The organism is Bacillus sp. mrc49 (assembly GCF_002803435.1).
In genome coordinates, this window is record NZ_PHNG01000711.1 from 1 (window position 1) to 12302 (window position 12302).

12 protein-coding genes are annotated in these 12302 nt (G+C 43.4%); 7 read left to right on the forward strand and 5 right to left on the reverse strand.

Annotated elements, in window-relative coordinates:
- The 6 genes from CVN76_RS19905 to CVN76_RS19930 all read left to right on the forward strand — a co-directional run.
- On the forward strand, nt 1–588 hold a 588-nt coding region (locus tag CVN76_RS19905), incomplete at its 5' end, for an ammonium transporter (protein ID WP_198512603.1).
- Between the two features lie 15 nt (nt 589–603).
- Nucleotides 604–966, forward strand: a complete 363-nt coding sequence (locus CVN76_RS19910) for a P-II family nitrogen regulator (RefSeq protein ID WP_061140609.1) — start codon at nt 604–606, stop codon at nt 964–966.
- A gap of 61 nt (nt 967–1027) precedes the next feature.
- Nucleotides 1028–1210, forward strand: coding sequence for a hypothetical protein (locus CVN76_RS19915; RefSeq protein WP_100532768.1), 183 nt, complete (start codon nt 1028–1030; stop codon nt 1208–1210).
- A 294-nt stretch (nt 1211–1504) separates the two neighbouring features.
- Nucleotides 1505–2155 carry a LytTR family DNA-binding domain-containing protein gene (locus CVN76_RS19920; RefSeq protein WP_061140611.1) on the forward strand — a complete coding sequence of 217 codons (651 nt, stop codon included), beginning with the start codon at nt 1505–1507 and terminating at the stop codon, nt 2153–2155.
- Nucleotides 2156–2287: 132 nt separating this feature from the next.
- Complete coding sequence (locus CVN76_RS19925; RefSeq protein ID WP_100532769.1) at nt 2288–3814, forward strand: acetyl-CoA hydrolase/transferase family protein; 1527 nt, start codon at nt 2288–2290, stop codon at nt 3812–3814.
- A gap of 440 nt (nt 3815–4254) precedes the next feature.
- Complete coding sequence (locus CVN76_RS19930; protein WP_061140613.1) at nt 4255–5361, forward strand: AI-2E family transporter; 1107 nt, start codon at nt 4255–4257, stop codon at nt 5359–5361.
- 48 nt (nt 5362–5409) lie between these two features.
- On the opposite strand, the gene CVN76_RS19935 is transcribed toward CVN76_RS19930, so the two are convergent.
- The 5 genes from CVN76_RS19935 to CVN76_RS19955 form a co-directional block, all read right to left on the reverse strand.
- Nucleotides 5410–6828, reverse strand: a complete 1419-nt coding sequence (locus CVN76_RS19935; RefSeq protein WP_100532770.1) for an NAD-dependent succinate-semialdehyde dehydrogenase — start codon at nt 6826–6828, stop codon at nt 5410–5412.
- A gap of 217 nt (nt 6829–7045) precedes the next feature.
- Nucleotides 7046–8314 (reverse strand): dicarboxylate/amino acid:cation symporter, encoded by a 1269-nt coding sequence (locus tag CVN76_RS19940; RefSeq protein ID WP_100532771.1) that lies wholly within the window; start codon nt 8312–8314, stop codon nt 7046–7048.
- Nucleotides 8315–8500: 186 nt separating this feature from the next.
- On the reverse strand, nt 8501–9421 hold the full coding sequence (locus tag CVN76_RS19945; RefSeq protein ID WP_332850655.1) for a ketopantoate reductase family protein: 921 nt from the start codon (nt 9419–9421) through the stop codon (nt 8501–8503).
- 139 nt (nt 9422–9560) lie between these two features.
- Nucleotides 9561–10121 (reverse strand): 3D domain-containing protein, encoded by a 561-nt coding sequence (locus tag CVN76_RS19950; protein WP_061140617.1) that lies wholly within the window; start codon nt 10119–10121, stop codon nt 9561–9563.
- Nucleotides 10122–10879: 758 nt separating this feature from the next.
- Entirely contained in the window at nt 10880–11944 is a 1065-nt protein-coding gene (locus tag CVN76_RS19955) for a M20 family metallopeptidase (RefSeq protein WP_100532773.1), read from the reverse strand.
- Between the two features lie 163 nt (nt 11945–12107).
- On the opposite strand from CVN76_RS19955, the gene CVN76_RS19960 reads away from it, so the two are divergent.
- A partial coding sequence (locus tag CVN76_RS19960) for a general stress protein (protein WP_232732374.1) occupies nt 12108–12302 on the forward strand: 195 nt, incomplete at its 3' end.

Below are 12302 nucleotides of genomic sequence, written 5' to 3' on the forward strand. Positions count from 1 at the left end.
TTTAACGTCGGAAGCGCTTTGACGATCAATGCAGTGGCAATGACGGTATTCGTGAATACAGCCGTGGCTGCAGCTGCTGGCATCATAGGCTGGCTGATCGTTGAGTACATGGCAAATAAAAAGGCGACATTGCTTGGAGCAGTATCCGGAGCGATTTCCGGGTTGGTTGCCATTACACCCGCTTGCGGATTCGTGACGCCTGCATCCTCGATCATCATAGGAGTCGTCGGTGGGGCAGTATGCTTCTGGGGCGTATTCTTCTTGAAGAATAAACTGGGGTATGACGATGCATTGGATGCTTTCGGGCTGCATGGGATAGGCGGAACATGGGGAGGCATCGCTACTGGTTTATTCGCAACGACTTCCGTCAACGAAGCTGGGGCAAATGGATTATTTTACGGGGATTTCAACTTACTGTGGAAACAGCTTGTGGCCATCATCGCCACATATATTTTTGTTGCCGTGATCACTTATGTCCTTGCTAAAGTGATTAATGTGTTCGTTCCGTTGCGTGTCAGTGATGAAGATGAGTCAATGGGGCTCGATCTTACACTTCATGGCGAAAAGGCCTATCATGAATCAATTTAGAAGGAGGGTGAATATATGTCAGAGGTTTTAACGAAAATAGATATCATTACTCGTCCAATCAAGTTTGAACAATTCAAAGCGGAACTAGCAAAAATAGGGGTAAGCGGAATGACTGTATCGGAAGTGAAAGGAACGGGTCTCCAAAAAAGCTATGTGGAAACGTATAGGGGCAAGAATCGCGAAATGTCCTTGCATGACCGTTTGAAAATCGAAATCGTCGTATGTGAAGTTCCGGTTCAGGAAGTTGTAGATGTAGCGCGTAAATTCCTAAGCACAGGTAAACCTGGTGACGGGAAAATCTTCATTTATGAATTGGCGAATGTTGTGAATATCCGCACGGGAAAAGAAGGACATGATGCGCTGAGGAATGAGTTCTAATGCACTGTAGGAAACCGACCGGAGCTGAACTTCAATTGATTAAAGAAAAGGAGCGAACCAAATGGGAAGACTGGTCCGAATCGTTAATGCCAAGAAACAGAAGATTGCCACCACTCTCATTTCGGAAGGAATATATCAACCTGATGATCGATCCTTTTTATTGGAATTGCCATTAAAGAATTTAGAGGAAATCCTGTCGCTTCGAAGTAAATCCTCCTTTCGCGATCCCCGTTCAAATAAATAACCCTTCAGCCGTTCTTGTGGAGCGGCTTCTTTTTGTTTAAATCATCCAAGGCATCTTTTTTCTTGAATCATCCATGGAAATCACGGAGCTTTCCAACTATAATGGGTAAGGGCATAAATTTAAATCCGCTTTTTTTGCTTTTTTTGACACTTTTCGCTTAGTTAATTCGATTTTTCTTTATTTTGCAAAAGTGAAGGTGGAAAAAGTTCGTGAAGATCGACGGAACGATTTCGAGGATGCTCTTTTTCGTAATGGGGAAATTATTTAATATGTTTTATTAAGAGGTGAAAGGAAATGGACCAATTTACGGTCGAATCCGTTTTAAATATCATCAGGGAATTTGTACCAAAGGATGCTTCAATTTCCGTGGCTGATTCTGAAAAATACATTTATTACCAACCTAGCAAGCAAGTTGACTTAAGGATCAAACCGGGTGATTTAATAAGTGAAAACACAGCTACATACAAGGCATTGAGTTTCCGTAAAAAAATTGGGGTGCAAGTTGAGAGTAATGTTTTTGGCGTACCGTACTATGGGTTGAGTGTACCGATCATGAATGAGGGCAATCCTCTAGGGGCGGTCACGGCGATCTTGCCATCAAAGCCATTGATTTTACCTACATCATTCCTGACCATTAAAATGGATGACCGCTGGATTCCGCTTCCATATGGTGAAATTATGTATTTAGAAGCGCAAAACAGGAAAACGAAAATTCAGTCCGAACTTGTGAGCGGATACCATAAAATGAACTTAAGTGAATTGGAATTCATATTACCGAGCGATTTATTCATTCGGGTGCATCGTTCTTATATCGTCAACATCAATTATATACAAGAAATCCTTCCGGATTTTCATTCAACGTTTTTGCTTATCATGAAGGATAATTCCAAAATTCAAGTCAGTCAAACATATGCAAGTCAATTCAGGAGAGCACTCGGTTTTTAGTGCTCTTCTTTATGTGATTAAAATGCTGTTTGATGCCCAAATTATGGCTTTTCATTCGGAAACGAATGTGACAATTACACCGGCTTGATAAAATTAGGTGTGAGAAAAGCAAAAAAAATGGGGGTCTTTCGGATGAAAGAAAGCGTTTTCAATAAAATTCGCAACGAACAATTTAAGGGGAAGGTTGTTACAGCGGAGGAAGCCGCTTCATGGATCAAAGATGGGATGAAGCTTGGTATGAGTGGGTTCACTCGTGCGGGCGATGCTAAGGTTATTCCAATGGCTCTGGTTAAAAGGGCAAAAACTGAAAAATTCAAAGTTGACGTATATACTGGTGCATCCTTGGGGCCGGAAGTCGACCAACATATGGCGGAAGCCGGGATCATCAACAAGCGCTTACCGTTCCAAGCAGATAAAGGAATTCGCAATAAAATCAACGCTGACGAAGTCACTTATGTGGATCAGCATTTATCTCATACAGCTGAACAAGTCCGTCAAGGCCTTGTCGGACCTATCGATTTTGCCATTATCGAAGCCTTGGCCATTACGGAAGAAGGATTAATCATCCCGACAACTTCCGTAGGTAACTCTGCTATCTTCGTTCAAGAAGCTAAACATATAATTATTGAATTGAACGTATCCCATCCAGAAGGATTGGAGGGCATCCATGATATATATACACCTGCCAGTCAAGGGGAGCGCGAACCGATTCCGATGACGGCAGCTAGCGATCGCATCGGCTCCATCGGCATCACGGTCGACCCTGAAAAGGTAAAGGGGATCGTCGTATCAACAGACCTTGATGCACCTTCGACAATCGTGCCGCCCGATGAAGAAACTGCAACGATTGCCAATCACCTAATAAATTTTCTTCGGGAAGAAATCAAGGCAGGCCGTTTAACGGAAAGTCTTGCACCGCTGCAATCAGGTGTTGGTTCAGTGGCAAATGCGGTATTCGCCGGTTTCCTTGATTCTGAATTTACAGATTTGGAAGTGTACTCGGAAGTACTGCAAGATGCGGTATTCGATTTAATCGATGCTGGAAAAGTCAAATTCGCTTCAGGCTGTTCGATTACATTAGCAGAAGAAAAAGGAAAGCAGGTATACGGTAATCTTGATAAATACCGTGATAAACTCGTTCTTCGGCCGCAAGAAATATCCAACCATCCTGAAATCATTCGCCGTCTTGGTTTGATTTCGATCAATACAGCGTTAGAATGTGATATTTACGGCAACGTAAATTCGACCCATGTTTCCGGGACAAGAATGATGAACGGGATCGGCGGTTCAGGAGATTTTGCTCGTAACTCGCGCCTCGGTATTTTCGTAACGAAATCCTATGCAAAAGGCGGCAAAATATCCAGTATCGTTCCTTTCGTTTCGCATGTGGATCACACTGAGCATGATGTGGATGTTTTAGTGACAGAGCAGGGCATAGCTGACCTGCGCGGTCTGGCACCTAAAGAGCGCGTGGAATTAATCATCGAAAACTGCGCACACCCTGACTACCGTCCGCAGCTTCGTGCCTATTTCACGGAAGCCGTAGCGCAAACTGGGGGACACCAAACTCCGCACATCCTTGAAAAAGCATTCTCCTGGCATACGAACTTTATGAAAAATGGTACAATGCTTGAAGCTGCCCTGCAGGTTCAAAGATAATCGTAAAGCCCTGCTCACAGCGGGGCTTTTTATTTGGTTCGGAAGCTAAAAGTGGATATTTCCGGTTTGGATAGTGCTTCTGTTTGGGTATTACTGGTAGGGATGAAAGCGGAATGTTAAAATGAATGAGTTCGAACATGCGTCACAAGCGTCTATAAAATGAACGTGCCGAACATAGTATCTTGAAAGGGAAATTCCGTTGGTTCCTTTCTTTAAATATATAAATGGTTCAACATGTAAAGGCATGGAGGACCTTCATATGGAAATGGAAAGGAATCAGGGTGAGGTTTCTTTTATATTTGCATTAAATTATACATTCGAGTTATGGAAATATGGTAAACTGCTAACAATGAACGATTATCATACATAAAGTTTTTCGTAATGATATTGTTTCCATAGAAAAAAGAGTTATAGAGAATGGCTATTGTGGAGGAGATAATTTGTTCAAACAAAAACTGCATTTTTGGACGTTAGAGTTACTATTACTATCTTTACTTTTTTATGTTGGTACAAAGATTTCTTTTCTTTTTGAACCAATCGTGATTTTTACATCAACTTTGTTTTTTCCAATCTTGATATCGGGTTTTCTCTACTTTTTGTTCAACCCTACCGTTGATTTCCTCGCTAAAAGACGTGTGCCAAGGGGATTGGCGATATTATTGCTTTATGTATTTTTCCTTGGGTTGATCAGTTTGCTGGTTGGTCTGGTTGGTCCGTCCCTTTCCAAACAGGTTACCGATTTAATCAATAACCTTCCGGATTATTTCAATCAAACAAGGAAGTTCATTGAAGATTCAGCTCAGTCAAAATGGTTTTTGTGGACGATGGAACAAGACTATGTAGATTTGAAAAAGGTAGGAGATTCGCTGCAAAAATATTTGACCGATTTACCTACCAATATAACGAACAGCTTATCTTCCGTGTTCAGTGTAGTCACGAATATTACATTAGTGGTGGTGACGGTTCCTTTCATCCTGTTTTATATGTTGAAGGATGGAGATAAACTCCCGAGCGCGATCATGAAATTCGTACCGGTTGGATACAGGAAGCCGGCTTTAACAGTTCTTCAGGAAACGGGAGAAACGCTTACCACGTACATACAAGGACAGATGCTTGTCTGCATGTTTGTTGGGATTGGCACATTCATTGGTTATTTGATCATCGACCTGCCTTATGCATTCCTATTCGCACTGATTGGTGCCGTTACGAACATCATTCCGTATGTGGGTCCTTTCATCGGGGTTGCCCCCGCGGTCATCGTGGGGCTGATCCATTCGCCGACTCAAGCGTTACTGGTCATCCTCGTTGTAACGATCATCCAGCAGCTGGATGGGAATGTGATTTCGCCTTTGGTAATCGGGAAAAAATTGAACACACATCCGCTTACCATCATCATCCTTTTGCTCGTTGCGGGAAACATAGCCGGTATCATCGGTATGATCTTGGCGGTTCCAACTTATTCAGTCGTTAAAACGATCGTACTGAATATCGTAAAGTTCATCAGGATCCGTAAAGAGGAAAAGCTTGAAGAAAATATATTGGAATGAAAAAAAGGGGACCGGCTCATCTGAGCCGGTCCCTTTGTCTTTAGGGAATTACAAGCCTAAAGAAATGTATTTCACTTCCAGGAATTCCTCGATGCCTTGGTGACCGCCTTCACGGCCAAGTCCGCTTTGTTTGAAGCCGCCGAATGGTGCTTGGGGTACGGATGGAAGCCCATCGTTCAAGCCGACGATTCCGAATTCAAGTGCTTCGGTGAATTGAATCCCTTTGGTGATATTTTCAGTGAAGACATATGCTGCCAATCCGAAAATGGAGTCATTTGCCCTTGTGATTGCCTCTTCATCCGTTTTGAAGGAGGCGATGGGAGCTAATGGTCCGAACGTTTCTTCCTTCATGCAAAGCATGCTGTCATCAATGTTGGATAGGACGGTTGGTTCAAGAAAAAGGCCGCCGATGGCTTTCCCGCCTGCTTCGAGCTTGGCACCGCTGTTTATCGCTTCATCAATCTGTTTTTGAACCTTATCCACAGCATTTTGGTCGATGAGCGGTCCAATATCGACGCCATCTTCCAATCCGTTTCCTACTTTGAGTTCCTTGACTTTGGCAACGAGCTTTTCAATAAAGGCTTCTTGAATGGATTCGTGCACATAAATACGATTGGAACAAACGCAGGTTTGCCCGGCATTCCTGAACTTGGAACTAATGATGCCATCGGCTGCTTTATCAAGGTCTGCATCTGCAAGAACAATTGCTGGTGCATGGCCTCCAAGTTCAAGCGAGATTTTCTTGACCGTGTCGGCCGATCCCCTCATTAACGTTTTGCCGACTTCTGTAGAACCGGTGAACGTCAGTTTGCGGACCCTTGTATCTTGAAGCCAAGTTTCCCCGATTTCAGATGATTTCCCTGTGACGACATTGATGACGCCTTTTGGAATGCCAGCCTCTTCGGCTAATTCAGCCATCTTTAAAGCGGTGATTGGCGTCAGGTTAGCCGGTTTAATGACGACAGTGCAGCCTACAGCAAGGGCGGGAGCCACCTTCCTGGTAATCATCGCTGCAGGGAAGTTCCATGGTGTAATGACAGCAACGACTCCAACTGGCTGTTTGGTCACGAAGAGCCGCTTATTGGACACGGAGGCAGGAATCGTTTCGCCATACACACGTTTTCCTTCTTCCGCAAACCAAGATAAAAATCCATTGGCATATGTCATTTCACCAAGCGCTTCTTTATAAGGCTTTCCTTGTTCTTCCGTCATGATTTTAGCCAATTCTTCTTTATTATCATCAATTAATCGATGCCATTTCCAAATTAACTCAGCCCGTTCGTAGACCGAGCGTGCAGCCCAATCGGTAAAGGCCTCATAAGCGGCATCGGCAGCCTTCGCCGCTTCTGTTGCTCCACCTTTTGGAACGGTGGCGACGATTTCATTCGTTGCGGGGTTTGTCACTTCGATTTTGTCCAATCCAAAATCCGACCACTCACCATTAATAAATAATCCGTAATCCTTCATGATAAAACCTCCAGTTTTGGTTTAATCCATTAAACTACTAAATAAAACTTTCAACTTTATACTTTTACCTGTTACATAAAAGTATAAACACTTTTTAGCGTTTCCGAAATTTATTTGATTGGCTATTTTTTTGAAAGTGATGTATTCCATGATGAAAGGGAGGGAGAAACTTGAAAAAAGAGGGGAAAGTATGCCCCCTCTTTTTTCAAGTTTCCATTTATTTCTCGGATGATACGGCCACTTCGCCGATATTATCGGAGAGGGCATGATTTGGGTTGAATTCACCTTCCGATTTAGAGATGACCACTGTCGCGACACTGTTACCGATAAGGTTCGTGATGGCACGAGCTTCAGACATGAAGCGGTCGACCCCGAGCAGCAATGCCATTCCTTCAACGGGAATCATTGGAAAAGCCGCTAATGTTGCAGCAAGTGTAATGAATCCAGAGCCCGTTACACCGGCAGCTCCTTTGGAGGTTAACATCAGGATCCCCAGAAGCGTCAATTCCTGCCAGATACTTAAATCGACGCCATAGGCCTGGGCAATGAAAATGGCTGCCATGGATAAGTAAATCGATGTGCCGTCAAGGTTGAAAGAATAACCAGTTGGGACCACCAAACCGACCACCGACTTTGAACACCCGTATTTCTCCAGTTTTTTCATCACGCTTGGCAGGGCAGATTCAGAAGAAGAGGTCCCTAATACTAAGAGGATTTCTTCTTTTAAATAGGCAATGAACTTGAAAATATTAAAGCCATAGATTTTAGCGATCGTACCAAGAATAAGAATGATGAAAAGGGCCATGGTGATATATACGCTTCCCATCAATTGCCCTAACGAGCTTAAAGATCCAAGGCCGAATTTACCAATGGTATAAGCCATTGCGCCAAAGGCAGCCAATGGGGAGACCTTCATGATCATACTGACGATGCCAAAGAAAATATCGGCAATATGCTGAAGGAAGGAAACGACTGGCTGTACTTTCGGTCCCATGGCGGCCATGGATAAACCGAACAAAACGGCAAAGAAGAGGATCGGAAGCAGGTCTCCTCCAGCCATTGCGGCAACTGCATTATCTGGAATGATATTAGAAATGAAGGCGATGGCGCCATGTTCCGTTTCTGAAGCGGCTGTCGTATATTGTGATACATCCCCGCCCTCGACTGAGTCGATGTTGAAGCCTTTACCAGGTCCGAGCAGATTGACTACGATGATTCCGATGGCAAGGGCGAAAGTGGTAACGATTTCAAAATAGAGCAAAGCCTTTCCGCCGATGCGGCCAACCTTTTTCATATCACCCATGCCGCCAATTCCGATTACGACGGTGAGGAAGATAATCGGTGCAATGACCATTTTTATCATTTTAATGAATAAATCAGCCAATATCTTCAGCTGTTCACCAAAAGCAGGGAAAAAGAAACCGACCGTTATCCCCAGTATGATACCGATAATGACCTGAACCGTTAAATTTTTTAATAGTTTCATGGGGCATTCTCCTTTGTTATATGATAGCGCTTACTAAACTTGGGTTTAGTGTAACAGAAGGAGGAGCTGGAATATTCTTTTGGTGATATTGTTCTTTTAGGTCTTTTTGGTCTTAAGGGATGCAATAAGGAGAAGGGAAGGGGAGGTGCCGTAAAAAAATACCGGCTGGGCGCCGGTATCATTGCATCATTTCTCAAAAGGTTTGATGAGTGCATAAAGCGTTCCGATCACGGGAAGCTTCAAATTGGCCTTATCGGCAAGACGCAATGCGCCGCCTTGTAAATGTTCCACTTCGAGTGTCAGGCCCTTCCGGCGATCCTGATGCATGGAAGAGGTGGATTCTTCAGGTAAACCTGTCATATTCTCCATGGCCTGAACAACGTTCTGCCTGGTTATCCCGATATCATAAGCGTTGGCAAGCTCCATCATTTCAATAAGGGCATTTTCCAGCAATCTTTTGGTTGCCGGAAAGCTCCGTATCGTACCGATGGGGAGGTTGGCTGCGGTAGTTACACCGGAGAAAGCGGTGATGAACATGTATTTGATCCACATTCTGATTAATATGTTTTCCGTTCTGCCAACCGACATGATAGCTGATTTGACAGCTTGTTCAAATTCATCGCATACCTTTGCCTGTGACGGGTGAAGCGCACCAAAGATTAAATCATGATTCTCATTCGAATGAATGACATGGCCTTTTTCATCAAGAGTGGCAATGATGAAGGCGCTTCCGCCGAGCACGGCTTCCTCACCCAGTTCATCCTGCAATATGGAAATATGCTCTAGCCCATTCAAAAGCGGGAGGACCTTAGCTCCCTTTTCAACAAGCACCTTTAAATCGGCTAGTGTACCTTGCAGATGCGGTCCTTTAACGGCAAGAATGACCAAGTCCGCTTTTTCAATATCATGCACATTTTCGGAAATATGAAGTTCGGTAAATTGATAGTTTCCGTGAGGGCTGGTTATCCCAATGCCGTTTTCCTTCATTTGCTTGGCACGGTTCTTCCGGACCAAGTATTGAACATTCTGTCCAGCCTGCTGTAATCTGCCCCCGAAGTAGCAGCCAAGTGCCCCTGCCCCCATAATGACAATATTCAATGTGAACACCTCTTTTTTTGTAAGATGTACTTATCATATCATTGTCGTAATTTTCAGTAAATGTTTAAAGGGGGGGACGTGGTTTGAAAGTATGGAAGGAGGGGAAAAGGAAAAACCAGCCTGATAGGTTCAGGCTGGTTTTTTGAATTTATTTATAGACTTTGACTTTTACCGTTTTTCTGCCCCAATCAAGTGCTTTTGAGTGGGAAGAGTAGAAGACGTCGATTTTATTCCCTTTGATAGCTCCGCCTTTATCTGCGGCAATGGCTTCTCCGTATCCTTCCACATGAACTTTTGTTCCTAGCGGAATGACCTTGGGATCGACGGAAATGGCTTTTACTTTAGGATTTTTCTTTAAGTTAAGACCTGTTGCCGTAATCCCGCTGCAGCCTTTGCAATTTGCTGTGTAAGCAGTTGCCTTCACGGTGATCGTTTTATATTTCTTGGATGAAGATGATTTTGTTTTAGCCTTTGGCTTGGCAGAATTCGAAGGTTTTTTCACCTTTAGAACTTGTTTTGGATGGATGTTATCTTTTTTTAGGTTGTTCCAACCTTTGAGTTGATTGACTGTTATATTATGTTTATTGGCGATACCCCATAGTGTGTCGCCGCTTTTGACTTTGTATGTAGTAGTAGCAGCCGATGAAACTCCGGAAAAACTAAATACCAGGAAGAAAGCAGTGAAAATTGGAAGTAGTATTTTTTTCAAAATGAATAGTCTCCTTTGTTTTAAATCGTAGACTTAGAATAACAGGTCTATATGACAATAATGTTTCGCTGGAATAGTAATTGTGTTACAAAAACGTTTCTGTTGATATGCGGATGTAATATAAACTAGTAAAAAAGGACTTGTCGAGGTTTATTTTGATATGTTTTATAATGATTGATAATGTCGGTTTGAAAGCTTTTTTCGCATGTGTAATGGCGTAATTTGTTTAAATGTACAATATTTGGATATATTACATCTCATTCAAAAGGCCTATGCATTCTTGTGGAAAATGCAGCGCGATTATGACTGGATTATTGCTATATAATTGATGGCCATTGAGAGCGGGGGGAATGCGGTTACTATTTTAAATGAATCTAATATAGAAACTAAGGTTGGAAGTACCTCCGTTCCTCTCCACTTTGTGTGAACATGAAGTGGAAATCGCCATTGCCCTCAGTATTGGGGAATCTATACTTGGGCCGTTCCATTGCACTGCAGGCGATCCCATATCCAGAGGCGGTCCTTGAGCCTCCTCGGCTTTCAGCCTGCAGTGTCTCACGTAGACGCGCAATTCCCGCAGGAGTGTCGCGCCTTCCGTTCCACTGTACTCTGCATTGAAATCAAAGATAGTCCCCCGATTCCCTGCGGATTTAGCGAATTTGGTCCTTGCCCGTTCCAACCAGTATCGGGGCAATGAAACCTAAAAAAGATGCCGTCTGCAAAAAGCAGACGGCATCTTTTTCAAAGTATCAAATCTATTAAACTAACGTGAATTCCGTTGCAAAATCAACTAGCATTTTTTGATATATGGCGACTGATTCCAGATTGACACATTCCCTGTCACCATGCCAATTCTCGCCTTTTGGGCCGAATTCGATGGCTGGAATATCATAAGCGGCAAAAAAGACAGTGTCAGCCGAACCGTGTTGTCCGAAAATCACGGCATCTTGGTTGGTGTTCTTTTTGATTATGGGACGAAGCAGTGAGATGAATGGGTCCGATTCTTCCGTTTTCACAGGCTTGCTGAACATATTGATGAAAATATTCTTCCCCGTCACACTTTCGATTTGAGTGACGACTTCTTCCATTGTTTGTGTAGGGAGATAGCGGATATCAAGGCTGAGCAAGCAGGCATCCGGTACCTTATTATAGACATCCCCGCCTTTTATTTTTGCTAGGTTAAGTGAAGGGGAATCGTAAAGGGGGGTATGATCCCTCGTGAACGGAAGCTCCTTTATTTTTCGATAGAGTTCATAAGCCTTCTCGATTGCATTCACGCCTTCCCACGGACGGCTTCCATGGGCGGATTTACCAGATACCTCAATATCAAGGCGCAGGGCACCCTTTGCCTGCAGGCCAATTCCCAATTGGGTAGGTTCGGCACAAATTACAAAGTCCCCTCTATAACCATGTTTCGCTAAATAGCCAGAACAGTTCAACCCGCCAATTTCTTCATCCGATACTATCTGCAGCTGGATTTTCAATCCTAAATTCCTATCTTTCAGTTCGGAGAATGCACACATCATTCCGACAACCCCTGCTTTCATATCGGCTGCACCGCGTCCATATAAATGCCCTTCATGAATGCGAGGGAAAAATTGATCCGGGGTCCCGCTGACAACATCTACATGGCCATTCCAGATGACGGTTTTATCTCCGCTGCCAATCTCGCTAACGAGCATCCTATACCCATTATTAACGATTACATTCACGGTCAATCCTTGCTTTTTAAGCCAGTCCGCACAGTATTCAACTGCTTCGTTGGCTCCTTTTTTCGATGAACTGTCAATGGATACTAAATCTTTAAGTAACTCGATGAGCAAAAAGAAAACCTCCCAAAAATTTGCATACTATCATTATATATACCCTCCCTTTCCAAGTGTTAACTAGAAATTTTTTTCCTGTTACGTAACGTTTAATACTTCCACTTTCTGGGGTATGTAAAGGAGGAGCGATAGATTACATTCTTTAAGGAGGATGATAGAAATGGATAAACGTATAATTGGTGTATATGAAACTGGAGAAGAAGCCATTAAGGCTGTTGAGGCCTTGCAGGCCGATGGATATAACCGTGATGATATATCGGTGGTGGCAAAAGATAAAGAGGAGTTAAGGACAGTGAACGAAAAAACCGGGACGAAGGCTGAAGAGGGTCTCGCAGCTGGTGCAGCGACCGGGGGG

Excerpts from the sequence above, each read along its gene's own strand:
- CVN76_RS19915 (WP_100532768.1), top strand. The coding sequence starts at position 1,028 with ATGGGAAGACTGGTCCGAATCGTTAATGCCAAGAAACAGAAGATTGCC.
- CVN76_RS19925 (WP_100532769.1), top strand. The coding sequence starts at position 2,288 with ATGAAAGAAAGCGTTTTCAATAAAATTCGCAACGAACAATTTAAGGGG.
- CVN76_RS19920 (WP_061140611.1), top strand. The coding sequence starts at position 1,505 with ATGGACCAATTTACGGTCGAATCCGTTTTAAATATCATCAGGGAATTT.
- CVN76_RS19935 (WP_100532770.1), bottom strand. The coding sequence starts at position 6,828 with ATGAAGGATTACGGATTATTTATTAATGGTGAGTGGTCGGATTTTGGA.
- CVN76_RS19940 (WP_100532771.1), bottom strand. The coding sequence starts at position 8,314 with ATGAAACTATTAAAAAATTTAACGGTTCAGGTCATTATCGGTATCATA.
- CVN76_RS19910 (WP_061140609.1), top strand. The coding sequence starts at position 604 with ATGTCAGAGGTTTTAACGAAAATAGATATCATTACTCGTCCAATCAAG.